The 24,805-nt window shown below is 71.3% G+C and carries 24 protein-coding genes and 1 tRNA gene; 19 read left to right on the plus strand and 6 right to left on the minus strand.

Annotation, left to right across the window (positions count from 1 at the left end; translation table 11 throughout):
* Nucleotides 1-124: 124 nt before the first annotated feature.
* The 17 genes from AC1Q49_RS07535 (at nt 125) to der (ending at nt 16,688) form a co-directional block, all read left to right on the plus strand.
* Entirely contained in the window at nt 125-289 is a 165-nt protein-coding gene (locus AC1Q49_RS07535; protein WP_191009711.1) for a hypothetical protein, read from the plus strand.
* The gene (locus AC1Q49_RS07540) at nt 286-1,113 is read left to right on the plus strand and encodes a TlyA family RNA methyltransferase (RefSeq protein WP_492491387.1); all 828 of its coding nucleotides are present in this window, start codon (nt 286-288) and stop codon (nt 1,111-1,113) included. Before AC1Q49_RS07535 ends, AC1Q49_RS07540 begins: the two co-directional genes overlap by 4 nt.
* On the plus strand, nt 1,110-2,063 hold the full coding sequence (locus AC1Q49_RS07545) for an NAD kinase (protein WP_492491389.1): 954 nt from the start codon (nt 1,110-1,112) through the stop codon (nt 2,061-2,063). The genes AC1Q49_RS07540 and AC1Q49_RS07545 overlap by 4 nt, the downstream gene beginning before the upstream one ends.
* The gene (gene recN / locus AC1Q49_RS07550) at nt 2,060-3,763 is read left to right on the plus strand and encodes a DNA repair protein RecN (protein ID WP_492491391.1); all 1,704 of its coding nucleotides are present in this window, start codon (nt 2,060-2,062) and stop codon (nt 3,761-3,763) included. Before AC1Q49_RS07545 ends, recN begins: the two co-directional genes overlap by 4 nt.
* Nucleotides 3,764-3,769: 6 nt before the next feature.
* Nucleotides 3,770-5,479 (plus strand): CTP synthase, encoded by a 1,710-nt coding sequence (gene pyrG, locus AC1Q49_RS07555; RefSeq protein WP_492491393.1) that lies wholly within the window; start codon nt 3,770-3,772, stop codon nt 5,477-5,479.
* Nucleotides 5,472-6,128 carry an NUDIX domain-containing protein gene (locus AC1Q49_RS07560; RefSeq protein WP_060960705.1) on the plus strand — a complete coding sequence of 219 codons (657 nt, stop codon included), beginning with the start codon at nt 5,472-5,474 and terminating at the stop codon, nt 6,126-6,128. Before pyrG ends, AC1Q49_RS07560 begins: the two co-directional genes overlap by 8 nt.
* Nucleotides 6,125-7,054 (plus strand): site-specific tyrosine recombinase XerD, encoded by a 930-nt coding sequence (gene xerD / locus AC1Q49_RS07565; protein ID WP_492491460.1) that lies wholly within the window; start codon nt 6,125-6,127, stop codon nt 7,052-7,054. The genes AC1Q49_RS07560 and xerD overlap by 4 nt, the downstream gene beginning before the upstream one ends.
* A 55-nt stretch (nt 7,055-7,109) precedes the next feature.
* Complete coding sequence (locus tag AC1Q49_RS07570; protein ID WP_492491395.1) at nt 7,110-7,724, plus strand: vitamin K epoxide reductase family protein; 615 nt, start codon at nt 7,110-7,112, stop codon at nt 7,722-7,724.
* 80 nt (nt 7,725-7,804) lie between these two features.
* Nucleotides 7,805-9,064, plus strand: coding sequence for an aminotransferase class V-fold PLP-dependent enzyme (locus AC1Q49_RS07575; RefSeq protein WP_492491397.1), 1,260 nt, complete (start codon nt 7,805-7,807; stop codon nt 9,062-9,064).
* 1 nt (nt 9,065) lies between these two features.
* The gene (locus AC1Q49_RS07580; RefSeq protein ID WP_492491399.1) at nt 9,066-10,166 is read left to right on the plus strand and encodes a hypothetical protein; all 1,101 of its coding nucleotides are present in this window, start codon (nt 9,066-9,068) and stop codon (nt 10,164-10,166) included.
* 138 nt (nt 10,167-10,304) lie between these two features.
* The gene (locus AC1Q49_RS07585; RefSeq protein WP_061782522.1) at nt 10,305-11,138 is read left to right on the plus strand and encodes a ParA family protein; all 834 of its coding nucleotides are present in this window, start codon (nt 10,305-10,307) and stop codon (nt 11,136-11,138) included.
* Complete coding sequence (locus AC1Q49_RS07590) at nt 11,122-11,976, plus strand: segregation and condensation protein A (protein ID WP_060960701.1); 855 nt, start codon at nt 11,122-11,124, stop codon at nt 11,974-11,976. The genes AC1Q49_RS07585 and AC1Q49_RS07590 overlap by 17 nt, the downstream gene beginning before the upstream one ends.
* Nucleotides 11,966-12,574, plus strand: coding sequence for an SMC-Scp complex subunit ScpB (gene scpB, locus AC1Q49_RS07595; protein WP_061782523.1), 609 nt, complete (start codon nt 11,966-11,968; stop codon nt 12,572-12,574). The genes AC1Q49_RS07590 and scpB overlap by 11 nt, the downstream gene beginning before the upstream one ends.
* Nucleotides 12,574-13,344: a pseudouridine synthase gene (locus tag AC1Q49_RS07600; protein WP_492491462.1), complete on the plus strand. Its 771-nt coding sequence runs from the start codon at nt 12,574-12,576 to the stop codon at nt 13,342-13,344. Before scpB ends, AC1Q49_RS07600 begins: the two co-directional genes overlap by 1 nt.
* An 11-nt stretch (nt 13,345-13,355) precedes the next feature.
* Nucleotides 13,356-14,477 carry a prephenate dehydrogenase gene (locus AC1Q49_RS07605; protein ID WP_492491402.1) on the plus strand — a complete coding sequence of 374 codons (1,122 nt, stop codon included), beginning with the start codon at nt 13,356-13,358 and terminating at the stop codon, nt 14,475-14,477.
* Nucleotides 14,474-15,175 (plus strand): (d)CMP kinase, encoded by a 702-nt coding sequence (gene cmk, locus AC1Q49_RS07610; RefSeq protein ID WP_492491404.1) that lies wholly within the window; start codon nt 14,474-14,476, stop codon nt 15,173-15,175. The genes AC1Q49_RS07605 and cmk overlap by 4 nt, the downstream gene beginning before the upstream one ends.
* The gene (gene der, locus AC1Q49_RS07615; RefSeq protein ID WP_060960696.1) at nt 15,165-16,688 is read left to right on the plus strand and encodes a ribosome biogenesis GTPase Der; all 1,524 of its coding nucleotides are present in this window, start codon (nt 15,165-15,167) and stop codon (nt 16,686-16,688) included. Before cmk ends, der begins: the two co-directional genes overlap by 11 nt.
* A gap of 522 nt (nt 16,689-17,210) precedes the next feature.
* Here der and AC1Q49_RS07620 read toward each other — a convergent pair.
* Together AC1Q49_RS07620 and AC1Q49_RS07625 are read right to left on the minus strand one after the other, a co-directional pair.
* Complete coding sequence (locus AC1Q49_RS07620) at nt 17,211-17,945, minus strand: anaerobic ribonucleoside-triphosphate reductase activating protein (RefSeq protein ID WP_205283138.1); 735 nt, start codon at nt 17,943-17,945, stop codon at nt 17,211-17,213.
* Nucleotides 17,915-19,828: a ribonucleoside triphosphate reductase gene (locus AC1Q49_RS07625; RefSeq protein ID WP_492491407.1), complete on the minus strand. Its 1,914-nt coding sequence runs from the start codon at nt 19,826-19,828 to the stop codon at nt 17,915-17,917. The genes AC1Q49_RS07620 and AC1Q49_RS07625 overlap by 31 nt, the downstream gene beginning before the upstream one ends.
* 167 nt (nt 19,829-19,995) lie before the next feature.
* Between AC1Q49_RS07625 and AC1Q49_RS07630 the strand changes: the two genes are divergently transcribed.
* Nucleotides 19,996-20,889, plus strand: a complete 894-nt coding sequence (locus AC1Q49_RS07630) for an NUDIX domain-containing protein (RefSeq protein WP_492491409.1) — start codon at nt 19,996-19,998, stop codon at nt 20,887-20,889.
* A 27-nt stretch (nt 20,890-20,916) separates the two neighbouring features.
* Here AC1Q49_RS07630 and AC1Q49_RS07635 read toward each other — a convergent pair whose 3' ends face one another.
* Both AC1Q49_RS07635 and AC1Q49_RS07640 read right to left on the minus strand, forming a co-directional pair.
* Nucleotides 20,917-21,312, minus strand: a complete 396-nt coding sequence (locus tag AC1Q49_RS07635; RefSeq protein ID WP_492491411.1) for an RNA-binding S4 domain-containing protein — start codon at nt 21,310-21,312, stop codon at nt 20,917-20,919.
* 31 nt (nt 21,313-21,343) lie between these two features.
* Nucleotides 21,344-21,922, minus strand: coding sequence for a GNAT family N-acetyltransferase (locus AC1Q49_RS07640; RefSeq protein WP_492491413.1), 579 nt, complete (start codon nt 21,920-21,922; stop codon nt 21,344-21,346).
* A 176-nt stretch (nt 21,923-22,098) separates the two neighbouring features.
* Here AC1Q49_RS07640 and AC1Q49_RS07645 point away from each other — a divergent pair.
* A tRNA-Pro gene (locus tag AC1Q49_RS07645) sits at nt 22,099-22,172 on the plus strand.
* A 323-nt stretch (nt 22,173-22,495) separates the two neighbouring features.
* Here the strand turns inward: AC1Q49_RS07645 and AC1Q49_RS07650 are convergent.
* Together AC1Q49_RS07650 and AC1Q49_RS07655 are read right to left on the minus strand one after the other, a co-directional pair.
* Complete coding sequence (locus AC1Q49_RS07650) at nt 22,496-23,509, minus strand: hypothetical protein (RefSeq protein WP_492491415.1); 1,014 nt, start codon at nt 23,507-23,509, stop codon at nt 22,496-22,498.
* Between the two features lie 110 nt (nt 23,510-23,619).
* A complete protein-coding gene (locus tag AC1Q49_RS07655) occupies nt 23,620-24,780 on the minus strand; it encodes a DNA cytosine methyltransferase (protein ID WP_492491417.1) in 1,161 nt (386 codons plus the stop codon).
* Between the last annotated feature and the right edge of the window lie 25 nt (nt 24,781-24,805).

Genomic DNA, 24,805 nt, shown 5'->3' on the forward strand with positions numbered 1-24,805 from the left:
GGGAGAGTAGGACACCGCCGGACTTCATTTCAGGAAATGGCCACCCAACGCTGGGTGGCCATTTCCCGTTAACAGACGCGTCGCGTGACGCGGCCGTCGTCGTCGCGGCGACTATCGTGGAGGTATGTCGATGGATGGCGACGACCAGCAGCTGCGCCGCGAGGATCTGCTCTCCGCCCTCGAGGTGATCGAGGAGCAGCCCCTTCGCGAGCGCGCCGCCGCCTACGCCGCCCTGCACGACGAGCTGGCGCGCCGCCTCGAATCCGGCCCGCGCGACGGCGGCCAGTGACGGTGCGGTTGGATGCGGCCCTCGCCGCGCGAGGGCTGTCGCGTTCTCGCACGCAGGCCGCGCGGGACATCGAGGCCGGTCTGGTCACCGTCGACGGTGTGCCGCTCGTGAAGCCGTCGACGCCGGTCGCGGACGATGCGGTCCTGGCGGTGGCCGGTGCGGACCACTACGTGAGTCGTGCCGCGCACAAGCTCATCGCGGCCCTCGACGCCTTCCCGATCCGCGTCGACGGACGGCGGTGCCTCGACCTGGGGGCGTCTACGGGCGGCTTCACGCAGGTGCTCCGCGAGCGCGGGGCGGCGCACGTCCTCGCCGTCGACGTCGGACACGGGCAGCTCGCGGCCTCCGTCGCGGCCGACCCCGGCGTGACGGTCATCGAGGGCTTCAACGTCCGCTACATGACGCCGGCAGCGCTGGCCGCCGCATCCGGCGACGATCGTGTGCCCGAGGTGGTGGTGGCCGATCTCTCGTTCATCTCGCTGGGGCTCGTCCTCCCGGCGATCGCGACGCTGGTCAGCGCCGCCACCGACATCGTGCTGCTGATCAAGCCGCAGTTCGAGGTCGGTCGGACGGGGGTGCGTGAGGGCCTGGTCACCGACCCGGCCGCCCGCGCCGACGCCGTCGCGGGCGTGCTGTGGGCGGCGTGGGACGTGGGGCTCGGCACCGCCGGCCTCATCGCCTCGCCGCTGGCAGGCACGCACGGCAACCGGGAGTACCTCGTGCACCTCCGGCCGATCGCCGCCGCCTCTGTCGACCGCCCGGCGACGCCCGGCAATCCGACAGAATGGCTGAGGACGATCGATGAGCTGACGGGAGCGGTATGACCGACGCGACACGTACGCGCGACATCCTGGTGGTCGCCCACGCCCGGCGAGACGACACCGTCGCGGCCGCTCGTCGCGTCATCGCCGCGCTGACCTCGGCCGGTGCGCGGCCGGTGCTCGCCGTGGACGATCCCGAGCTGGTCGCGGCCCTGACCGATCTCGGTCCGCTGGCGGCCCTGGGCACGGATGTGCACGTCGCCGACGTCGAGCTCGCCATCGTGCTGGGCGGTGACGGCACCATCCTGCGTGCGGCCGAACTGGTGCGCGACGGCACGGCGCCGATCCTCGGCATCAACATGGGCCATGTCGGCTTCCTCGCCGAGATCGAGCCGGATGACATCGACGACGCCATGCGCCGCATCATCGCGCGCGACTATCAGGTCGAGGAGCGGATGACCCTCGCCGTGCGCGTGAAGGATGCCGACGGCGCCGTGATCTACGACACGTGGGCGCTCAACGAGGCCACCGTCGAGAAGGCCGCGCGCGAGCGCATGATGGAGGTCGTCATCGAGATCGACCGCCGCCCGCTGTCGAGCTTCGGCTGCGACGGCGTGGTCATCGCGACTCCCACGGGCTCGACGGCGTACAACTTCTCCGCCGGAGGGCCGGTGATCTGGCCCACCGTCGAGGCGATCGCGGTGGTCCCGCTCTCGGCGCACGCCCTGTTCGCGCGCCCCCTGGTCGTCGGCCCCGAAGCGACGGTGGCGATCGAGGTCCTCGCCCGCACCGACGGCACCGGCATCCTCTGGTGCGACGGGCGGCGGTCCCACGACCTGCCGCCGGGCGCGCGCGTGGTGGTGAGCCGATCCGCTCAGCCGGTGCGGCTGGCGCGTCTGCACCCGGCACCGTTCACCGATCGGCTGGTGCGCAAGTTCCAGCTCCCTGTGACCGGCTGGCGGGGCCCCGCCGAAGGGTCGGCGGCCGTCGCGACGGGGGAGGGCTCGACGTGATCGAGCAGATGACGTTGCGCGATCTGGGCGTGATCGCTCAGGCGACCCTCCCGATGGGGCCGGGGTTCACCGCGATCACCGGTGAGACCGGTGCGGGCAAGACCATGGTGGTGACCGGACTCGGGCTGCTCCTCGGCGCCCGCTCGGACTCGGGCGTCGTGCGCGCGGGGGCCGCTCAAGCGGCCGTGGAGGGCGTGTGGGTCGTGCCGGATGCCGGTGCCGTGGCCGACCGCGTCGCGGAGGCGGGCGGCGAGGTGGAGCCGATCGGCGACGGCCTCGCCGAGCTCTACCTGGCGCGCACCGTGACGGCGGAGGGTCGCAGCCGCGCCAGCGTCGGCGGGCGTACGGCGCCGGCCGGCGTGCTCGCCGACCTCGCCGAGCAGCTCGTCGTGGTGCACGGCCAATCCGATCAGCTGCGTCTGCGCTCCGGCGCCGCCCAGCGCGACGCCCTCGACCGCTTCGGCGCCGCGGAGATCCTCCCCGCGTGGGAGGCGTACCGCGAGGCATACACCGCGTTGCGCGAGCTGTCGGCCCAGATCGCGGACATCACCGGCCACGCGGCGGAGCGCGCCGCGGAGGCCGAACGGTTGCGCGCGGAACTCACGGAGATCGAGCAGGTCGATCCGCAGCCCGGCGAAGACCTCGAGCTGGCGCAGCGCGCCGAGAGACTGGCCAACGTCGAAGAGTTGCGACAGGCGGCCGCGATCGCCCACGATGCCCTCTCCGGCGGCGGTGAGGCGCCGGATGTCACGCTGCTCGTCACGGAGGCGCGGCGCGCACTCGACCGGGCCGCGCGCAGCGACACGATCCTCGCGGGTCACGCGGCGAGCCTCGACGACATCTCGTACCGCGTGGCCGACCTCGCCACCGAGCTGAGCGCGTACCTCGCCGACCTCGACGACTCGGGGCCGCACGAGCTCGCCGCGGTCGAGGAGCGCCGGGCCGCCGTCACCGCCCTGGTGCGCGCGCACGGCACCCTCGACGCCGCGCTCGAGCTGGCGCGCACCGGTGCGTTCCGTCTCGCCGAGCTCGACGACGACGGTGAGCGCATCGCCCGCCTGCGGGAGGAGGAGGCCGAGGCCTCCGCCGCCCTCGATGCCCTCGCGTCCCGCCTCACCGCCGCGCGCCGCGCCGCGGCCGTGCGCCTGGCCGACGCGGTCACGGAGGAGCTGCACGCGCTCGCCCTTCCCGACGCGCGCGTCGTCGTCGCCGTCGAGGAGGCGGCCCCCACGGCATCCGGCCGCGACGACGTCACGATCCTGCTCGCGCCGCATCCGGGCGCGGAGCCCCGTCCCGTCGCCAAGACCGCCTCGGGCGGCGAGCTCAGTCGCGTCATGCTGGCGATCGAGGTCGTCATCGCGGGCTCCGGCGGGGTTCCGACGTTCGTGTTCGACGAGATCGATGCGGGCATCGGCGGCGCGGCGGCGATCGAGGTCGGTCGACGCCTCGCGCGGCTCGCCGAGACGAGCCAGGTGATCGTCGTGACCCACCTCGCGCAGGTCGCCGCGTTCGCCTCCAACCACCTGAGCGTCGTGAAGTCCGGCGACGGCTCGGTGACGGCGTCGAGCGTGCGTGCGCTCGTGGGCGCCGATCGGGAGGCCGAGATGGCGCGCCTGCTGTCCGGCCTGTCGGATTCGACCACCGCTCTCGACCACGCCCGGGAGCTTCTGAGCCTCGCCCACTCCGGGCTGATAGGATGAAAGCCCGTGACGGACACTCATTCAGCAGGTAAGACGGCGGGCAAGACTTCGAACGACACCACCAAGCACATCTTCGTGACGGGCGGTGTCGTTTCGTCGTTGGGGAAGGGCCTGACCGCCGCCTCCCTCGGGAATCTGCTGACGGCGCGCGGATTGCGCGTGGTGATGCAGAAGCTCGACCCGTATCTCAACGTCGATCCCGGGACGATGAACCCGTTCCAGCACGGTGAGGTCTTCGTCACCGACGACGGCGCGGAGACCGACCTCGACATCGGCCACTACGAGCGCTTCCTCGACATCGAGCTGAGCCAGGCGGCCAACGTGACGACGGGCCAGATCTACTCCCAGGTCATCGCGCGCGAGCGCCGCGGCGAGTACCTGGGCGACACGGTTCAGGTCATTCCCCACATCACCGACGAGATCAAGCGTCGGATGCGCCTGCAGGCCGACGAGACGCCGAAGCCCGACGTGATCATCACCGAGATCGGCGGCACCGTGGGCGACATCGAGTCGCAGCCGTTCATCGAGTCGGCGCGCCAGATCCGCCACGAGCTCGGACGCAAGAACGTCTTCTTCGTGCACGTCTCCCTCGTGCCGTTCATGGGCGCCTCGGGCGAGCAGAAGACCAAGCCCACGCAGCACTCCGTGGCGGCCCTGCGCTCCATCGGCATCCAGCCGGACGCCCTCGTGCTGCGCAGCGACCGTCCCGTCACCGAGTCGAACAAGCGCAAGATCGCGCTCATGTGCGACGTCGACGAGGATGCCGTCGTCAACGCGATCGACGTGCCCTCGATCTACGACATCCCCACCATGCTCAACGAGCAGGGACTCGACAGCTACATCGTCGACGCGCTGGGTCTGTCGGGCAAGGCCGCCGAGGTGGACTGGACGCGCTGGAGCAAGGTGCTCGACGCCGTCCACAACCCCAAGCACGAGGTGACGATCGGCCTCGTCGGCAAGTACATCGACCTGCCCGACGCCTACCTGTCGGTCACGGAGGCGCTCAAGGCCGGAGGCTTCGCACAGGAGACGAAGGTCCAGGTGAAGTGGATCGCCTCCGACCTCTGCGAGACGCCGGAGGGCGCCGAGAAGGCGCTGGGCTCCCTCGACGGCATCGTCGTGCCCGGCGGTTTCGGCATCCGCGGCATCGAGGGCAAGCTCGGTGCGCTGCGTTTCGCGCGCGAGCAGGGCATCCCCACGCTCGGCATCTGCCTGGGCCTGCAGTGCATGGTGATCGAGTACGCTCGCCACGTCGCCGGCATCGAGGGCGCCTCCTCGAGCGAGTTCGACCCCGACACCACGCACCCCGTGATCGCCACGATGGCCGAACAGGTCGACATCATCGACCGGGGCGACCTGGGCGGCACGATGCGTCTCGGCCTGTACGAGGCCGAGCTCGCCGAGGGGTCGCTGGCCGCCGAGGTCTACGGCGCGGGCCGCGCGAGCGAGCGCCACCGGCACCGCTACGAGGTCAACAACCGCTACCGCGACCAGATCGCTGAGGCGGGCATGTGGTTCTCGGGGCTGTCGCCCGACCACGGGCTCGTCGAGTACGTCGAGCTGCCGCGCGACGTGCACCCGTACTACATCGCGACCCAGGCCCACCCGGAGCTGCGCTCGCGCCCGACCGAGGCCAACCCGCTGTTCCGCGGACTCATCGCCGCGGCGCTGGAGCGGCACCGCGCCAGTGAGCTGTTCGAGGTCGAGCGTGACTGACGCGTCACCGCTCGCGGACGACCCGGTCGAGGCCGCGGTCGTCCGCACCGAGACGCCGTTCGTCGGACGGGTGTGGAACATCCGCCGCGACGAGGTCTCCTACAACGGCGAGTCCATCGTGCGCGAGTACATGGACCACACCGGGGCCGTCGCGGTGCTCGCGCTGGACGATGAGGACCGCGTGCTGCTGATCAAGCAGTACCGGCATCCGGTGCGTCTGCGCGACTGGGAGATCCCGGCGGGCCTGCTCGACATCGCGGAGGAGTCGCCGCTGGTCGCGGCGCAGCGCGAGCTGGCCGAGGAGGCCGACCTCGTGGCGGCATCCTGGCACGTGCTCGGGGAGTTCATGACCTCGCCCGGCGGCAGCGACGAGGCCATCCGCATCTACCTCGCACGCGACCTGCGCGCGGCCGACGAGACGTTCGCCCGGGAGGCCGAGGAGGCCGACATCGAGGTGCGCTGGGTCGCGCTCGACGAGGTCGTGGACGCCGTCCTCGACCGGCGCGTGCAGAACCCGTCGCTCATCGTGGCTGCCCTCGCGGCGCAGGCGTCGCGCGCGCGGGCGTGGTCGACGCTGGCGGCGGGAGACGCTCCGTGGCCGCGTCGCCCGCGGGCCATCGGCGAGAGCGGACCCGCGGTCTCGCGGTGAAGGTCGACCGCGCGATCGACGCCTACCTGAGGCACATCACGATCGAGCGCGGCCTGTCGGAGCACACCGTCGCGGCGTACCGCCGCGACCTGTCCGGCTACCGCGCGTGGCTGTCCGCGCAGGGGGTCGAGGAGACGGCGGAGGTGACGCCGGCGCTCGTGGCGGCCTTCGCCGCGGAGCGTGCGTCGGCCGTGCCCCCGCCCGCGGCGACGTCGCTGGCGAGGCTGCAGTCGTCGGTGCGTGGGCTGCACCGCTTCCTGGTGCGCGAGGGGGTCGAGCAGGCCGACCCGAGCGATCGGCTGCGGCCGCCGAAGACGCCGCAGCGACTGCCGAAGGCGCTGTCCATCGACCAGATCGAGGCGCTGCTGGATGCCGCGGGCCCCGCGCCCGGAGCCACCGGCGACACCGACATCATCCGGCTGCGCGACCGCGCCTTGCTGGAGCTGCTGTACGCGACCGGCGCGCGCGTCTCGGAGGTCATGCAGCTCGACGTCGACGACGTCGCGGGCTCGGGCGGCGAGGTGATCCGCGTGCGCGGCAAGGGGCGCAAGGAGCGGATCGTGCCGGTCGGCTCGTACGCGCGGGCGGCCCTCGACGCGTATCTCGCCCGCGCCCGCCCGGAGCTGTCGCGGCGGGGTCGCGCGACCGCGCGCCTGTTCCTCGGTGCGCGCGGCGCGCCGCTGTCGCGGCAGGGGGCGTGGCTGATCATCCAGGACGCGGCGGGGCGCGCCGGTCTCACGGCGCACGTGTCGCCGCACACCTTCCGACACTCGTTCGCGACGCACCTGCTGCAGGGCGGCGCCGACGTGCGGGTCGTCCAGGAACTCCTCGGCCACGCGTCGGTCGCCACGACCCAGATCTACACCCACGTCACGGTCGACGCACTGCGCGACGTGTATCTCACCTCCCACCCCCGCGCCCGCTGATTTTCTCCGGCGCATCGGGCGCTTCCCGCCGCGGACAGCGAGGGACGATGGCGGGATGAACCGCGAGAGCATCCCCGCCGTGCACCGTCCCGGACGCGCGCTGTCCGTCTGGTGGATCGTGGCCGGTGCGACCGGCGGCATCGTGGCGTTCCTGCTGTACCTGGAGTACATCGGCCAGCTGACGGGGGCCACGCCGCTGATCAGCTGCAGCATCAGCCCGATCGTCACGTGCGGCCCCAACCTGCTCTCGCCCGGTGGCAACCTGCTGGGGTTCAGCAACTCGATCATCGGCATCATGCTCTTCTTCGGCCCCATCTACGCGGGTGCCGCGGCGTTCGCCGCCCCGGCGGGTCTGCGGTCGTGGTTCTGGCGCGTGTACGGGCTGTTCGTGGCGGGCGCCTTCGTGTTCGTGCACGTCCTGGCGTACCGGAGCGTCTTCGAGTACGGCTCGCTGTGCCCCTGGTGCATGGTGATCTGGCTCGTCACGATCCCGCTCTTCTGGACGGTCGCCGGCTGGACGCTCCGCGACGGGGTGTGGGGGAGCGCGCCCGGTGCGCGACGCGTCGGAGCGGCGGTGCTGTCGTGGCTGCCGCTGATCGTGGTGGTGGACTACCTGGTGATCGCCGTCGCCGCCCAGCTGCGGCTGGACGTCATCGGCAGCCTCTTCTGAGGCCGGAGCCCGGTCGGCGCTCGATCTTTCACGGCGGAAGAGGCGGCGCACGGCCGGGTGGTCCGACCACAATGGGCCGCATGGATGCCGCCGGTCGCCCCGAACGCAAGGGCCTGTTCGGCAGACGCGGTCGCGGCGCCGACGCGCAGCGAGACGCCGCCGCCGAGGCCCGACCCGGGTTCGCCTATCTTCCCGAGGGCGAGGTCTACCTCGATTCCGCGTGTCAGACGCTGCGGCCGCAACCGGTCATCGACGCCGTGCAGGACTACTACCTGCACAGCAACGCCTGCGGCGGGCGCGTGCGGTACGACGCCGGCCGGCGGGTGGATGCCGAGGTGGCGCGCACCCGCGAGCGGACCCTGGCCGCGCTCGGGCTCACGTCGCGGCGGCACGCCTGCGCCTTCACGCTGAACACGACGTACGGTCTCGGGCTGCTCCTGGCGAGTCTGCCCGCGGGAGGGTACGCCCGGATCGTCACGACGGCCACCGAGCACAACGCCGTGTTCCTGTCGACCATCGCGGCCGCGCGTCGCCGCGGCATCCCGCGCATCGTCCTGGAGCGCGACGACGAGGGCCGCGTGCTCACCGACGAGGAGGGCCTTCGGGACGCGATCGTCGTCGTGTCGGCGATGGACAACGTCGCGGGCGTCGTCACCCCGGACCTGCCGGAGCTGATCGCGTCGGCGCACCGCGTCGGCGGCATCGTCATCGTCGACGCCGCCCAGGCGGCCGCCCATGCCCTCGAAGCCCTCCGCGGTCTCGACGCCGACGCGGTCTGCTTCTCGGCGCACAAGATGTACGGTCCCTCGCTCGGCGTCGTCGTCGCCACGCGGGAGCTGCTCACCGCGTTGGATCCCGTCATCGTCGGCGGCGGCCAGGTGAGCGCCGTCTCGGCCGACGACTTCACCCTGCTGCCCGATCCGCACACCCGCCTCGAGCCCGGCCTGCAGGCGTGGGCCGAGATCATCGGTTTCGGCGCCGCCCTCGATTGGCTGGCCGGGTTCCGCAGCGCCGCCGGCGAGTCGCTCGAGGTGCACGAGCAGCGTCTCGCGACGCGCCTGTACGACGGGCTCGCCGCTCTGCCGCGGCTGCGCATGATCGGCGACGCGCCGACGCCGGTGATCTCGATCCTCCCGGAGCGGGTCGACGGACACCGGCTGGCCGCGTTCCTGGCGCACGCCGGCATCTCCGTGCGCAGCGGAGCGTTCTGCGCTCACCACTGGCTGATCGAGCGGCGGGGGTTCGGACCCCTCGTGCGCTTCAGCCTCGGGGCGCACAACACCGACGCCGACGTCGATCGCACGCTCGAGGTCATGACCGCGATGATGGCGGGGTTGTGACGTGGTCTGCATCGTCGCCTTCATCGTCGTCCTGGTGCTGTCCGCGGTCTCCGCGAAGTACCGCCGGCTGCTCGGCAAGGCGTGGGGGTGCGCGTGGCGCCGGGTGACGCTGCGCCCGTGCGACACCACGTTCCGCGACGACGTCAAGAACTCGCTGCTGGCTCCTCTGGCGGTGCGCGCGCCGCGGCTCGTGCGCCCGGCGAGCATCGCCATCGAGGTCGTCGCCTGGATCATGGTCCTGAGCCTCATCGTCAGTCTCTATCTGCTCGGCCGCAGCGGACTCAACCTCTTCGTCTACGGGACGTGCGACAAGCAGAACGCCCAGGCGTGCACGCTCGCCGCGCAAGCCTGCTCGATCGACGCCGTCGAGCCGGGCTTCTGGGAGTCGATCGGCACCGGCGACGTCCTCGGCGCGTTCGGCCGCGAGTTCGCCTCGGTCGGCGACACGATCGCCACCGTCCCGAGCCGGCTGCGCACGTGGGATGCCGCGGACTTCGCGTCGCCCGACGCCACCTACCTCGGTGGTCGCGTCGACGGACGGCCGACGGCGCTCGACGTCCTCGACCCCGGATGCCGCTTCTGCGCCGAGCTCTTCCGCAACATGCGGGAGGCGGGCTTCGACGAGACGCACAACGTGACCTACCTCGTCTATCCGATCCGCGGCGGCTTCGGTGACAAGTTCGCCAACTCGCACCTCATCGCGACCTACCTCACGGCCGTGCGCGCCTTCGAGGCGCAGCGGACGGCGGCGGACGCCGCGGCCGACACGGCGGAGGTCGAGACGGGCGACTGGTTCATCCTCGAGCAACTGTTCACGACCGAGACCGCCGACGGTCAGCCGACGCAGGAGTGGATGAACGCCGCGTCCGCGGAGGCGGCGACCGCCCGCCTGCACGAATGGCTCGGCCTCGACGGCTACACCCCCGCGCAGATCGAGCAGATCGCGCAGCTCACCACGTCGCCCGAGGTCGCGGCATCCCTCGCGCACACCCGCGACGTCGTCGAGGATCAGATCCGCACCGTCTCGATCCCGTCGCTGATCGCGGGAGGCGGCTTGCACGCGGGCCTCATGGACGTCGACACCCTGCGGGGCCTCGGCTGAGCCGACCCCACCCTGTGCGAGAATCGAGGAGCACGGCGGCGCACGTCCGCCAGGCCCTGGGAAGGGCATCACGGAGCAGGAGTGTCGGTGGCGGATAAGACGCGGGGGACGAAGAAGGCCCTCTCGGAGGACGTTCCGATGGGACCGACCGGTCGGCCGTACCACGGCTTCCCGACCCCGCCCGCGCTCACCGGTCACGGACCCGCCCGCATCATCGCGCTGTGCAACCAGAAGGGCGGCGTCGGCAAGACGACGACGACCATCAACCTGGCCGCCTCCCTCGCGCAGTACGGGCGCAAGGTGCTCGCGATCGACTTCGACCCGCAGGGTGCGCTGTCGGCCGGTCTCGGCATCGCCACCCACGACATCCCGACGATCTACGACCTGCTGCTGGACACCAAGCGCGACCCGCACGAGACGATCGTGCACACCTCGGTGGACGGTCTCGACGTCATCCCCGCCAACATCGACCTGTCGGCCGCCGAGGTGCACCTCGTCAACGAGGTCGCCCGCGAGACGATCCTGGCGCGCGTGCTGCGCAAGGTCGCGGGGGAGTACGACGTCATCCTCATCGACTGCCAGCCCTCGCTCGGCCTGCTCACGGTCAACGCCCTGACGGCGAGCCACGGCGTGCTCATCCCGCTGGAGTGCGAGTTCTTCGCGCTGCGCGGAGTGGCGCTGCTCATCGAGACGATCGACAAGGTGCGCGACCGCCTCAACCCCTCGATCGAGCTGGACGGCGTGCTCGCCACGATGTACGACCCGCGCACGCTCCACTCGCGCGAGGTGCTCGAGCGTGTCGTCGAGGCGTTCGGCGACGACGTCCTGGAGACGGTGATCGGGCGCACGGTGAAGTTCCCCGACGCGTCGGTGTCGGGCGTTCCGATCACGACGTTCGCCCCCGAGCACGCCGCCGCCCAGGCCTACCTGCGCCTGGCGCGGGAGCTGGTGGCTCGTGGCGCCGTCGCCTGACGAGCCGGACGTCGCGGCGGCCGCGCCGGTCGCAGATGCGGCCGCGGAGGCCGACGACACCGGATTCCGCGTCTCGCTCAGCAACTTCGACGGTCCGTTCGACCTGCTGCTGACGCTGCTCGGCAAGCACGAGCTCGACATCACCGAGATCTCGCTCAGCAAGGTCACCGACGAGTTCATCGCGTACCTGAAGGGCCTCGACTCCGATGACGATCTCGATCAGGCCTCCGAGTTCCTGGTCGTCGCCGCGACGCTGCTGGACATGAAGGTCGCGGGGCTCCTCCCGCAGGGCGAGCTGGTGGATGCGGAGTCGGTCGCGCTCCTCGAGGCACGCGATCTGCTGTTCGCCCGTCTGCTGCAGTACCGCGCGTTCAAAGAGGTCTCGGCCTGGTTCGAGCGCAGCCTCCGGCGCGAGGACCGGCGCCACGTGCGCGCCGTGCGCCTCGACGAGAAGTACCGCCGCGCGGTGCCGGAACTGGTCTGGACGCTGTCGAAGGAGGACTTCGCGGCGCTCGCGATGCTCGCCTTCGCGCCCAAGGAGATCCCGCACGTCGGGCTCGACCATCTGCATGCGCCGCTGGTGTCCATCCGCGAGCAGGCCGCGATCGTCGTCACCCTGCTGCGCGACGCGGGAACCCTCAACTTCCGGGAGCTCGTCGCCGGGGTCGCCCAGACCGGCGTCGTCGTCGCCCGCTTCCTCGCGGTGCTGGAGCTGTACCGCCACGCCGCCCTCTCGTTCGAGCAGCTGGAACCGCTCGGCGAGCTCACCCTGCGCTGGACCGCCGAACGCTGGTCCGAAGAGAACCTCGCCACCCTGGGAGCCGATTATGACCGCTGACACCGAGACCGACACGAACGCGCCGCCGCGCTCGCAGGAGCCCGCCGACGTCGCGCGCCGGATCGAGGCGATCCTGCTGATCGTCGACGAGCCGCAGAGCCTCGTCGCGCTCGCCGCCGCCGTGGGAGCGCCCGTGCCCGCCGTCCGGCAGGCGGTGGCGGGCCTGGTCGCCGACTACGACGGCGAGACCGGCGGTCCGCGTCGCGGCTTCGAGCTGCGCGAGGTCGGCGGCGGCTGGCGCCTGTACGTGCGCGATGAGCACGACGACCTGATCGCGGACTTCGTCGGCGGACAGGCCCCGTCGCGCCTGTCGCAGGCGGCGCTGGAGACCCTCGCGGTCATCGCCTACAAGCAGCCGGTCACCCGCAGCCAGGTCGCCTCGATCCGCGCGGTGAACGTCGACTCGGTCGTGCGCACCCTGCTGGCACGAGGGCTGATCACCGAGCTGTTCACCGATCCGGAGACCGGTGCCATCAACTACGGGACGACCGAGGCGTTCCTCGTGAACCTCGGCATCAACGGGCTCGACGAGCTGCCGCACATCTCGCCGCTGCTCGACGACGGATCCGACGGCTTCGACGCGGAGGTGCTCCGATGATGACGAACACCCCGGATGCCGAGGGCGTGCGGCTGCAGAAGGTGCTCGCGAACGCGGGCGTGGCCTCGCGCCGCGTCTGCGAGCAGTACATCGTCGAGGGGCGCATCCGCGTCAACGGCGAAGTGGTCACCGAGCTCGGGCGGCGCATCGACCCGGCATCCGATCTGGTCGACGTCGACGGCACCGCCATCCAGCTCGACACCACGAAGCGCTACGTGATGCTCAACAAGCCCACCGGTGTCGTGTCGTCGATGAAGGATGAGCAGGGCCGCCCCGACCTCCGCCGCTTCACGAAGGACTGGGACGAGCGGCTCTACAACGTCGGGCGACTGGATGCCGAGACGTCGGGGCTGCTGGTGCTGACCAACGACGGCGAGCTCGCGCACGTGCTCGCCCACCCGTCGTTCGGCGTCACCAAGGTGTACATCGCCAAGGTGACCGGTCGCGTGACCCCGCAGACCATCGCGCGGCTGACGAAGGGCGTCGAGCTCGACGACGGCCCGATCGCCGCCGACAAGGCGCGCCTGCTCGACACCTCGGGCGACACGTCGCTGGTCGAGCTGACGCTGCACTCGGGCCGCAACCGCATCGTGCGGCGCATGATGGCCGCCGTCGGTCACCCCGTCGTCGAGCTCGTGCGCCGACAGTTCGGACCGCTCCACCTGGGAACCCTCCCGGCGGGGCGGGCGCGGGAGTTGACTACAGTGGAACGCGGCGCGCTGCTCACGGTGGCGCGTCAGGCGGCGCCCACGCCGCCCGGGGACAGCTGAGGCGGAGAACAGTGACCGAACAGGCCGTTGCCGATGCACGCGCGCGTGCGGCTCGCACCTCCGGCACGGTCCGGATCGTCGGTGCCGGGCTGCTCGGCGCCAGCATCGGCCATGCGTTGCGCGCGCTCGGTGTCGACGTCGCGCTCGCTGACGCGTCGCCGGCGCAGCTGCGGCTCGCCGTCGACTACGGCGCGGGTCGCGCGGCCGCCGACGGTGACCGCCCGCTGCTCGTGGTGGTCGCGGTTCCGCCCGACGTCGTCGCCGACGTCGTCGAGCGCGAGCTCGCCGCGTTCCCGGATGCCGTCGTCACCGATGTCGCGAGCGTGAAGCTCGACCCGCTCCGCGAACTGCGCCGACGCGGCGTCGACCTCACGCACTACATCGGCTCGCATCCGATGGCCGGGCGCGAGCGGGGCGGCGCCATTTCGGCGCGCGCCGACATCTTCGTGGGCCGCCCCTGGGTCGTGTGCCGTGACGAGGAGACCCCGGCATCCGATCTCGCGCTCGTCGAAGGGCTCGCGCTCGACCTCGGCGCGACGCCCATCGAGATGACGCCCGACGAGCACGACCGCGCGGTCGCGCTCGTGTCGCACGTGCCCCAGCTGGTGGCGTCGCTGCTCGCGGGCCGGTTCGTCGACGCGCCCGACGGCTCGTTGCGGCTGGCCGGACAGGGCGTGCGCGACACGACCCGCATCGCGGCCTCGGCACCGGAGCTGTGGGTGCAGATCCTCGGTGCGAACTCCGCACCCGTCGTCGACGTGCTCGACGCTCTCTCCGACGACCTGCGCGCCGTCGCGGACGCCCTGCGCGCCCCCGAGGCCCCCGGCGCGCGGCGTGCCCTCGCCGACACCATCCGCCGCGGCAACGACGGCGTAGAACGCCTGCCCGGCAAGCACGGCCAGAACCGGCGTTTCGAGAGCCTCGTCGTCATGGTCGACGACACCCCGGGCCAGCTCGGCCGCCTGTTCGGAGAGCTGGGGGAGCTCGGCGTCAACGTCGAGGACCTGCGGCTGGAGCACTCGCCGGGCGCCCAGTTCGGTCTCGCCGAGATCAGTGTCGACCCGACGATCGTGCGTCAGGCCGAGGAGGGCCTCGTGTCGCGCGGCTGGAAGATTGCGAGCCTGCCCTCATGACCGTCACGATCGCCATCGACGGGCCCGCCGGCTCCGGCAAGTCGAGCGTCTCCAAGCAGGCCGCGCGCGCCCTCGGCTACGGCTACCTCGACACCGGGGCGGCCTACCGCGCCCTCGCGTGGCACGTGCTGACGCGCGGCACCGGGTCGGCCCAGGACACCGCTGACGAGACGGCCGTCGTGGCCGCCGCATCCGACTTCCCCTACGCGATCTCGCTCGACCCCGACGACTACTGGGTGCGTGTGGGCGACGCCGACGTGACCGCCGCGATCCGCGAGCCGCGGGTGACCGACGCCGTGAGCGGCGTCGCACGCGTACCCGCCGTGCGGGAACAGGTCAACGCGCTGTTCCGCCGCCTCGTGCGCGAGTCGGGTCGCCCGGGCGTCGTGGTCGAGGGCCGCGACATCACCACGGTCGTCGCGCCCGACGCCCCGGTGCGCATCCTCCTCACCGCCGCCCCCGAGGTGCGCGCCGCGCGCCGCAGCGCGGAGCTGAGCGCGCACGACGCCGACGCGGTCGCCGCGGCGCTGCACCGACGGGATGCCGCCGACAGCACCGTGGTCGACTTCCTCACCGCCGCAGACGGCGTGACGGTCGTCGACTCCACCGAACTCGATTTCACGCAGACCGTGGAGGCCGTCCTCGACGTGATCTCCGCGGTCGCCCCCACTGCACAGGAGAATCCCGATGGCCGCTGAAGACGACTACGAGGCCGGACCCGACCAGATCGAGGAGAAGCTCGCGAACCTCGATGAGGAGCTCGCCGAGCAGCGGGCCGCGGCGCTGCGCGCCTCCCTGTCCGACTACGAGCTCGACGACGAGGACGATGAGCTGCTCGCGGGCTTCACCGCCGGCGGCGAGGTCGTCGAGATGCTGCCGGCGCTGCCGGTCGTCGCGATCGTAGGACGGCCCAACGTCGGCAAGTCCGCGCTGGTCAACCGCATCCTGGGCCGTCGCGAGGCCGTCGTGGAGGACACCCCCGGTGTCACGCGCGACCGCGTGACGTACAAGGCCGAGTGGATGGACCGCCGCTTCAGCCTCGTCGACACCGGCGGGTGGGAGCCCGACGCGCGCGGCATCGACCGCTCCGTCGCCGCGCAGGCCGAGGTCGCGATCGAGCTGTGCGACGTCGTGCTGTTCGTCGTCGACGCGATGGTCGGCGCGACCGCGACCGACGAGGCCGTCGTCAAGCTCCTGCGCACGACGAAGAAGCCGGTCTTCCTCGTCGCGAACAAGATCGACGACGCCCGGCAGGAGCCCGAGGCCGCGGCCCTGTGGAACCTCGGTCTGGGCGAGCCGCACCCCGTCTCCGCGATCCACGGCCGCGGCGTCGCCGACCTGCTCGACGAGGTGATGAAGGTGCTGCCGGAGGTCTCGGCGGTCGCCAAGGGCGAGCTCGGCGGGCCGCGTCGTGTCGCCATCCTCGGTCGCCCCAACGTCGGCAAGTCGTCGCTGCTGAACAAGGCCGCCGGCGAGGAGCGCGTGGTCGTCAACGAGCTCGCGGGCACGACCCGCGACCCCGTCGACGAGATCGTCGAGCTCGGCGGCAAGCTGTGGCGCTTCGTCGACACCGCCGGCATCCGCCGCCGCGTGCACCTGCAGCAGGGCGCCGACTTCTACGCGTCGCTGCGCACGTCCGCGGCGCTGGAGAAGGCGGAGGTCGCCGTCGTCGTGCTCGACGTGTCGCAGTCGATCAGCGTGCAGGACCTCAACATCATCGACCTGGTGCTCGAGTCGGGCCGTGCGCTCGTGCTGGCGTTCAACAAGTGGGATCGCCTGAACGACGACGACATGGAGAACGCCGACCGTCGCCGCTACCTCGAGCGTGAGATCGAGCAGGACCTCGCCCACGTCACGTGGGCGCCGCGCGTCAACATCTCGGCGCGCACCGGCCGGCACCTCGACAAGCTCGTCCCGGCGCTCGAGACGGCGCTCGAGTCGTGGGATCAGCGCATCCCGACCGGCAAGTTCAACGCGTTCCTGGCCGAGCTGGTGGCCGAGCACCCGCATCCGCTGCGCGGCGGCAAGCAGCCGCGCATCCTGTTCGGCACGCAGGCCGGCACCCGTCCGCCGACGTTCGTGCTGTTCACCACTGGCTTCCTCGACCCCGGCTACCGGCGCTTCATCCAGCGCCGTCTGCGCGAGATCTTCGGCTTCGAGGGCACGCCGATCGTCACCAACATGCGGGTGCGCGAGCGTCGCCAGCGCTGAGCCGGCTGGGCTGCTGCGGGCGGTCTGCGCCGGGGACCGAACTGCAAGGCCTCTGCGCCGACACGCGGTGTGGGGCGCGGATGCCGCGGCGTGTCGCCCCGCATCCCTTGCAGTTCGGGCGGGTGGGCGGACGAGCCGCGCCCCGAGCGGGTTCGGCCGAGCCGGCTGGCCTGTCGGCTCGCGGGGGTTGATCACGACTGGTGGGTCGTACCGGTCGTCGAGTGGACGGCGCCGGCCGGTCCGACCCGAACTGCAAGGCCTCTGCGCCGACACGCGGTGCGGTGTGCGGATGCCGCGGCGTGTCGCCCCGCATCCCTTGCAGTTCGGGAGGGTGGGCGGACAGGCGTGCGGGCGGACAGGCGGCCGGGCGGAGGTCAGGCAGTTCGGGCGGCGCTGACCCGGTACGCCGGCCCGCGCCCGCGCCCCCGCCCGCGCCCGGCCAGCGCGACGGCGCCACGCGCGCTCGACCCCGGTCCCGGTCGTTGAGCGAGCGGCGCAGCCGCGAGTCGAAACGCGGTCCCGTCAGCGGATGACCAGCGAGCGGAACCGCTCTGTCGGCAGGTCGTCGAGCCGGAGCGCCGGTGCCTCGGCATCCGCCACGCGGGGGAGCGGCTGTCGGGCCCCCGTCTCGCGGAACCGCTGCACGGCCCAGTGGTCGACGCCCGCGTCGGCGAGCCGGCATCCGAGCTCGCGCAGCCCCGCGTCGTCGATCGCCGCGGGGTGCACCGTGGTGCGCACCTCGTAGTCGAGCGGGTGGTCGGAGCCGGCCCGCAGCAGCCGATTGCCCAGCACCAGCTCGAGCGAACGCCACGCGTGGCCGCCGCTGGGGCCGCGACCGGTGACGGCGGCGTAGTCCTCCCGCGAAGCCTTGATGTCCAGGCCCACCCAGTCCACGAACGGCAGCGCCTGCGCGAGCAGCCCGGGATACGCCCCCGCCGTGTGCAGCCCCACCCGGAACCCGAGCGCGCGCACCATCCGCATCGCCGGGACGAGGGCGCGCTGCAGCGTCGGCTCGCCGCCGGAGAACACGACGCCGTCGAGCAGCCCGATGCGTTCGCACAGCAGGTCGGTGACGTCGGCCCAGGTGACGGCGCCCTCGGCGCGCGGGTCGATGAGGGCGGGGTTGTGGCAGTAGAAGCAGTTCCACGGGCAGCCCTGCAGGAACACGGTCGCGGTCATCGTGTCGGGCCAGTCGACGGTGGAGAACGCCGTGACCCCGGCGATGTTCAGCTCACTGGCTGCAGCGGTGCGGACCATGACCCCTCCTGCGGTGTCGCGGATGCCGTCGCCGGGCCGTCGTGGGGCGCGACGAAGTACGTCCTCTCCTGAGCTTCGCCCTTCTTGCCGATGTTGAACCCGGCGATCGGCCGGAAGTAACCCATGACGCGCGTCCACACCTCGCACACGGCGTCGCAGTCGGGGCAGGTCTCGTGCTCGCCGGAGCGGTAGCCGTGGCGCGGGCAGATCGAGAAGGTCGGGGTGATCGTCAGATACGGCAGGCGGAAGCGCTCCAGCGAACGGCGCACCAGGTCACGGCAGGCGGATGCCGAGGGCAGCGCCTCGCCGAGGTAGAGGTGCTGCACCGTGCCGCCGGTGTACTTCTGCTGCAGCGGCTCCTGCATCGCCATCGCGAGGAACGGGTCGCTCGTGTAGCCGACGGGCAGCTGCGAGGAGTTCGTGTAGTACGGGTTCGCCCGGGTGCCGGCGTGCCGGATGCCGGGGTCGGTGCCGTCCGCGCTCGTCGCGGCATCCTGAGCGGAGCCGAAGCGGGCGATGTCCTCCTTGGCGAAGCGGTACGTGGCACCCTCGGCGGGGCTCGCCTCCAGGTTGTACATGTGTCCGGTCTCCTGCTGGAACGCGGTGATACGTGCGCGCACGTGGTCGAGCAGGCGCGTGGCGAGGGTGGCCCCGGCATCCGTCGTGATGTCGTGCGCGTCGCGCGTGAGGTTGCGGACGTACTCGTTCACGCCGTTGACGCCGATGGTGGAGAAGTGGTTCTCGAGGGTGCCGAGGTAGCGCTGCGTGTAGGGGAAGAGCCCGCCGGAGAGATGGTGGCCGATCACCTCGCGCTTGGCCTCGAGGCTGTCGCGGGCGATGTCGAGCAGTTCGTCGAGGCGGGCGAGCGCCGCGGTGTCGTCGCCCGTGCCGGTGGAGTGCAGGAAGCCGAGGCGCGCGCAGTTGATCGTGACGACGCCGATGGAGCCGGTCTGCTCCGCCGAGCCGAAGAGGCCGTTGCCGCGCTTGAGGAGCTCGGTGAGGTCGAGCTGCAGGCGGCAGCACATGGAACGGATCATGTGCGGGTCGAGGTCGGAGTTGAGGAAGTTCTGGAAGTAGGGGAGGCCGTACTTCGCGGTCATCGCGAACAGGGCCTCGACGTTCTCACCCTCCCAGTCGAAGTCGCGGGTGATGTTGTAGGTGGGGATGGGGAAGGTGAAGGCGCGGCCGTCGGCGTCGCCCGTGGTCATGACGTCGATGAACGCGCGGTTGATCATCGCCATCTCCGGCGCCAGCTCGCCGTACGTGAACTCCTGCACCCGGCCGCCGAGGAGCGGATGCTGCGCGCGCAGGTCGTCGGGGCACACCCAGTCGAACGTGAGGTTGGTGAAGGGGGTCTGGGTGCCCCAGCGGGAGGGGACGTTGAGGTTGAAGACGAACTCCTGCATCGCCTGGTGCACGTCGTCGTAGCTCAGCGCGTCGACGCGCACGTACGGGGCGAGGTAGGTGTCGAACGAGCTGAACGCCTGCGCACCGGCCCACTCGTTCTGGAGCGTGCCGAGGAAGTTGACGAGCTGGCCGAGCGCGCTGGAGAAGTGCTTCGGCGGGGTGCTGGAGATCTTGCCCGCGACACCGTTGAAGCCCTGTTCCAGCACCATCCGCAGCGACCAGCCGGCGCAGTAGCCGGCGAAGACATCGAGGTCGTGGATGTGCAGGTCGCCCTCGCGGTGGGCCGTGCCGGCGGCGGAGTCGTAGACCTCGTCGAGCCAGTAGTTCGCGACGAGCTTTCCGGCGGAGTTGAGGATCATGCCGCCCAGCGAGTAGCCCTGGTTGGCGTTCGCGTTGATGCGCCAGTCGGAGCGGGCGAGATACTCGTCGATCGTGGCGCGGGCCGAGACGACGGTGTCGCTGGGGGAGGAGGACATGGGGATCCTGCTTTCGATATCTCGTGGGGTGGGCTTGGTCTGACCACAATATGTGGGGTCTGCGGGGGCTGTCGCGCCCAGATGTGGGCGTGTCGGAGAGTGATGCACCGTGCAAAATCTCGTCACGCGGAGGCGGCGGGATGCCGGGGGTGTGACAGGCTGAACGGGTGACGATCGTGCCTCCTGCTCCCGGCGAGCCGCGCCGACCCGACGGGCCGCGCGATCCCGGCGACGCCTGGGTCGTCGCCGACGACGGCGCCCGGTACTGGGGCCGGTTCGGGGCCGCGGGTCTGCTCGCGGTCGACGCCGAGCGAGGGGTGTTGCTGCAGCACCGGGTGGCCTGGAGCCACTTCGGTGACACCTGGGGGCTCCCGGGAGGCGCGCGGCACGAGGGCGAATCGGCGTGCGACGGGGCGTTGCGGGAGTCGGCGGAGGAAGCCGGGGTTCCCGCGTCGGCCGTGCGGCCGCGGTTGATCAGCGTGTACGACGTGGGCGTGTGGACGTACGCGACGGTGGTCGCCGACGTCGTCGAGCCGTTCACGCCGGTGATCAGCGATCCCGAGAGCCGCGAGCTCGCGTGGGTGCCGGTGCAGGCCGTGGACTCGTATCCGCTGCACCCCGGCTTCGCCGCGTCGTGGCCGATGCTGCGCGGACTGCTCGACGTGCGTCCGGCTGTGGTGGTGGATGCCGCGAACGTGGTGGGATCCGTGCCCGACGGCTGGTGGAAGGATCGTGCGGCGGCGACGGGGCGACTGCTCGAACGGTTGCGTCCGCTGGTCGTCGAGGGCATGGCTGCCGCTCGGCTGGAGCTGCCGGGAGATGTCTGGTTCCCCGAGGTGCGCGTCGTGGTCGAGGGTCAGGCGCGGGCCGTCGACGACGTTCCCGGCATCGCGGTCGTGCGCGCGGCCGGAGAGGGCGACGACGCGATCGTCGCCGAGGCGGCGGCGCTCGCCGCGGCGGGACGGTCGGTCGTCGTGGTCACGAGCGACCGTGAGCTGCGCGAGCGTGTCGCCGCCCACGGCGCGGTCAGTCGGGGACCGTCGTGGCTGGACGCCGTCTGACCGTGCTCCGTCTGACGCGCGCCGCGGTCAGGAGTCGCTCTCGTCGTCGGGGCCGCTGAGCGCATCCCGCCCGCGGAGGCGATCGATCTCGCGCCGTTCGCGCTTGGTGGGACGGCCGGCACCGCGATCGCGGACGGCGAGCTGGGCGACGGGCTCGCGCGGCGGTGTGCGGTCTTCGGCGGCGAGTGCCGCGACGGGCGCGCCGACGCGCTTGGTGAGCAGCTGGCGCACCACGAGGATGCGGTCGAATCCCGCGATCCGCACCCGCAGCTCGTCTCCGACGCGCACGGCTTGCGCGGCTTTGGCCTTCTCGCCGCCGATGCGGACGTGGCCGGCGCGGCAGGCGGTCGTCGCGGCGGAGCGGGTCTTGTAGACGCGGACCGCCCAGAGCCACGAGTCCACGCGGACGGACGGTTCGCTCACCTCTCGATTCTGCCGTGTCGAAGCCGCGAGGTCACGCCACCGTCAGCGAGACGATCGGGCGCGCCGGTTTCGGGCGGGCGACTTCGACGAATCCGGCATCCACGAAGCTCGAGAGGGCGCCGTGGAACAGGTTGTTCGACGACGTCTTGCCGGCATCGGTGTCGACCGGGTAGCCCTCGATGACGCGCGCGCCGTGTGCGCGGGCGTGGTCGACGGCCGCGTCGAGCAGGCGGTTCGCAAGGCCGTCGCCGCGGAACTCCCGTCGGACGACGAAGCAGGTCACCGCCCACACCGACGCATCGTCGAAGGGCTCCGGCGACTGCTGGAACGCACGCGTCGCGGCGAGGCGGGGCTGCGCCGGGCGCGGCGACACCTTGACCCAGCCGGCCGCCTCACCGTCGACGTAGGCGATGAGCGCGGAGGCGGGTGTGGCGGCGAGGTCGCCGCGGAGCAGCTCGCGCCGCTCGGCGGACGTCGCGGACTGGAAGTCCTTGTTGCGCAGCATCCACCACTGGCACCAGCAGGAGGCGCCGTCGCCTCCGCCGGTGAGGGCGTGCTCCACATCGGCGAAGCGATCGGCGGATGCCGGGACGATCTCGATCTGGCTCATGACCAGACCGTACTCCCGGTCACGGACACGCGTTCGCGAGCACTCCGGGAAACCGGTAGGATAGGGGAGTTGTCCGCGAGCGGACGACAGACCGGGATGTGGCGCAGCTTGGTAGCGCACTTGACTGGGGGACACGTTGTCCTCGACGGTCACGAACAGCCTCGAAAATTCAACAACGGGATGTGGCGCAGCTTGGTAGCGCACCTGACTGGGGGTCAGGGGGTCGCAGGTTCAAATCCTGTCATCCCGACAGAAAAGCCCAGGTGAGAGCACGTTTCTTGCCTGGGCTTCGTCGTTGGTGTCTGAGGGTTCACGGGGACCTTCGGGGGCCGGGTTCCGTTGCGTCGCGATAGGCATGAGCGAGTGCGTTGCCACGCGCCGGGACACAGCCGGGACACCGGGGCCCTGTTCGACGCTCGCGAGACGGATCAGCGCTGCGGTGTGGGGCGTGCCTTGCCGGAAGGTCGGGAGGGCGCCTGCCGCTGTTCTTGGGCGTCGAGGAATGCGTGGGTTCGGTCAGGTCGCTACAGCTGACCGAGCCGGGTGCGCCGCCGCTTCCGGGGCGGGGCGAGTTCACCTCCTCTCGACGTGTGCGGTGGGGTCGGTTACCGCTTGCCCGGATCCGTCGGGGGCGGCGCCGCTGGTGGTGGTGAGGTGCGTGGCTCCGCCGCGGCCTGCGGGGACGGTGACGCCTGCTGCGCCGGCGCCGACGTGGTCGGCTGGGAGGGGGAACTTGACTGGGACCGTCGCTGCGCGGGCGGCTGGGACGGGGCGTTCGCCGGAGGCTGCGAACGCCACCTCGTCGCGTCGAACCTCGACGTAACGCCGCCCGTCGTCGATGCCCACCCCGACGGCGGCGCGCACGGCGATGCCCTCAGACGCCGCTCCTTCGACCAGCGCGTCGACCAGCCGCAACGCACGCTCCCGCGCCGCACCCCGGACTTGGAACTGCTCGCTTGCATCCAGCTCGACGGCCGGCGTCGTGTGCTCGCCGCCGCCGCGCCGCGACTTCTGCGCCTGCCGGAACCAGCCCGGGAGCCTCTCCATCCGGACAAGCGCTCCGTGCTGCGCCTCGCGACGGAACGGGCAGACCGCGACCCTCATCCGAACGGGGATGCGGGCATCGCGCTCCGCGTCAGCCACCCGCCTCCGCAGCAGATTTAGCTTCTCCGTTGGGATCTCCACACCGGCAGGACCGGCTTCGACAAGCTCGTCGATGAAGCGCTCCGTCACGCCCGGCTTGTGCGGACGGTCATGCCGCTTCCGCGGTGCCTCCTCCACGGGTGGCGCAGCCGCCTCGCTCGGCATCGGCGACGCCGGATCGGTCGAGGAGAGAGCTACTACGACGGGTTGTGAGTCCGGCTCCGGAGGATACCGTCCGTGCTCGATGTAATAGACCCCGTCCGGTTCGATCGATGCCCTCCACTCGGCGCCGTGGCCGGACACGCGTATGAGACCTCTGCTGTGCAGGGCGCGCGCGGTCACCCGATGAGACCAGCCCTCGCGCACGCCGGACTGGCAGCCGTCTCGAATCCAGGTGAGCACCTCGAGCTGAACGGAGTTCAAGGGCACGGGGGGAGCGGCCATACTTCGATTCTGCACACCCATGCACGCCGACCGCTCAACGTGCGCCAGCGTCGGCGGTACTAACCGGTCGAGGCCGGGTGGGTCACTGGCCAGGGTGGCTCGAAGCGGTGTCAGAGGGCGTTTGCGAGCATGCCTGCGATGGCAGCCCCCAGGGCGATCGGCACAGCATTGCCGATCTGGCGGGCGATCGCCGTACGTGAACCGATGAAGCGATGATCAGGCGGGAACCCCTGCAGCAGCGCCGCCTCATAGTGGGTGATCGCTCGGTCTTCTGTCGGATGAAGGTATCTGCCCTTCTCCGGTTTGAAGAACTCTGTCCTGATCGTCACGGAAGGTCGCTCCCAACGCAGTCGACCCATGACGTCAGCCGATCCCGTCTTGTGGTTCACCCAGCACGGTGCCAGCAGGTCTTCTGGGAGATCGAAGCGGTTCCCACCCTCGGGGATCGCAGCGAACCGGCGGCGGGAGATGTCCGCGTAGTTGCGACTCCAGTGAAGCTGTCGCGGATGGAACGAGCCAGCGAAGGTCTTGCCTGAGAACGTGGTCCTGTATGTGTCGAACTCATCGTCGCGGTCCGGCACGAGGGGCACGCCCGCCAGGGCGTCGGCGACGGTTCGGTACGGAAGCTTGCCGTCGGTCTCCGGTGAGGCACTGTGGCTGGGCGTGGGGAATCCCGGGAAGCCCAGGTCGCGCCTGTAGCCGATCAGGACGGCGCGTTTGCGGGCTTGCGGGGCGCCGAAGTCTGCGGAGTTGAAGATCGCGTGTCGGAAGCTGTAGTTGCGCAGTTTTCCCTGGCCGTAGGTTGCCCGCTTGAACCGCTGGAACTGTGGTGACCGTGCGAATTCGGCGACGTTCTCGACGATGAAGTACTTGGGCTGCGTGCGGACGATCGTGGTGGCGTACTCACGCCACAAGTGGTTGCGTTCGTCCTCGATCTCGCGTTTGCCCAGTGTGGAGAAGCCTTGGCACGGAGGACCGCCGACGATCACATCGATCTCCGGTGACTCACCTGTCGCGAGCCAATCCTGGATCGAACCCGCGTACACGATGCCTTCGCCGAATGTGGCCTCGTACGAGGCTGCGGCAGCGAGGTCCCACTCGACCGCTCGGACAGAACGGAACCGTGTGGACGCCTGATGGAACCCAGCCGTGAGCCCTCCCGCTCCGGCGAACAGATCGAGTACGCGGATCGCGCCTTCGGTCGGGGCGTTCTCGGGCACGGTGGTGTCGCCATTCGAAACGGCGGCATCATACGCCAGAGGGGTGCTCATTCTAGTGAGTTTAGCCGGCTCGACC

The organism is Microbacterium sp. MPR-TSA4 (genome assembly GCF_058792815.1).

Coding starts and splice junctions, on each gene's coding strand:
- AC1Q49_RS07575 (WP_492491397.1), top strand. CDS start 7,805: ATGGATGCCGCCGGTCGCCCCGAACGCAAGGGCCTGTTCGGCAGACGC.
- cmk (WP_492491404.1), top strand. CDS start 14,474: ATGACCGTCACGATCGCCATCGACGGGCCCGCCGGCTCCGGCAAGTCG.
- AC1Q49_RS07620 (WP_205283138.1), bottom strand. CDS start 17,945: ATGGTCCGCACCGCTGCAGCCAGTGAGCTGAACATCGCCGGGGTCACG.
- AC1Q49_RS07640 (WP_492491413.1), bottom strand. CDS start 21,922: ATGAGCCAGATCGAGATCGTCCCGGCATCCGCCGATCGCTTCGCCGAT.
- AC1Q49_RS07650 (WP_492491415.1), bottom strand. CDS start 23,509: ATGGCCGCTCCCCCCGTGCCCTTGAACTCCGTTCAGCTCGAGGTGCTC.
- AC1Q49_RS07625 (WP_492491407.1), bottom strand. CDS start 19,828: ATGTCCTCCTCCCCCAGCGACACCGTCGTCTCGGCCCGCGCCACGATC.
- AC1Q49_RS07600 (WP_492491462.1), top strand. CDS start 12,574: ATGACGAACACCCCGGATGCCGAGGGCGTGCGGCTGCAGAAGGTGCTC.
- AC1Q49_RS07655 (WP_492491417.1), bottom strand. CDS start 24,780: ATGAGCACCCCTCTGGCGTATGATGCCGCCGTTTCGAATGGCGACACC.
- AC1Q49_RS07535 (WP_191009711.1), top strand. CDS start 125: ATGTCGATGGATGGCGACGACCAGCAGCTGCGCCGCGAGGATCTGCTC.
- der (WP_060960696.1), top strand. CDS start 15,165: ATGGCCGCTGAAGACGACTACGAGGCCGGACCCGACCAGATCGAGGAG.
- scpB (WP_061782523.1), top strand. CDS start 11,966: ATGACCGCTGACACCGAGACCGACACGAACGCGCCGCCGCGCTCGCAG.
- AC1Q49_RS07570 (WP_492491395.1), top strand. CDS start 7,110: ATGAACCGCGAGAGCATCCCCGCCGTGCACCGTCCCGGACGCGCGCTG.
- AC1Q49_RS07585 (WP_061782522.1), top strand. CDS start 10,305: ATGGGACCGACCGGTCGGCCGTACCACGGCTTCCCGACCCCGCCCGCG.
- AC1Q49_RS07545 (WP_492491389.1), top strand. CDS start 1,110: ATGACCGACGCGACACGTACGCGCGACATCCTGGTGGTCGCCCACGCC.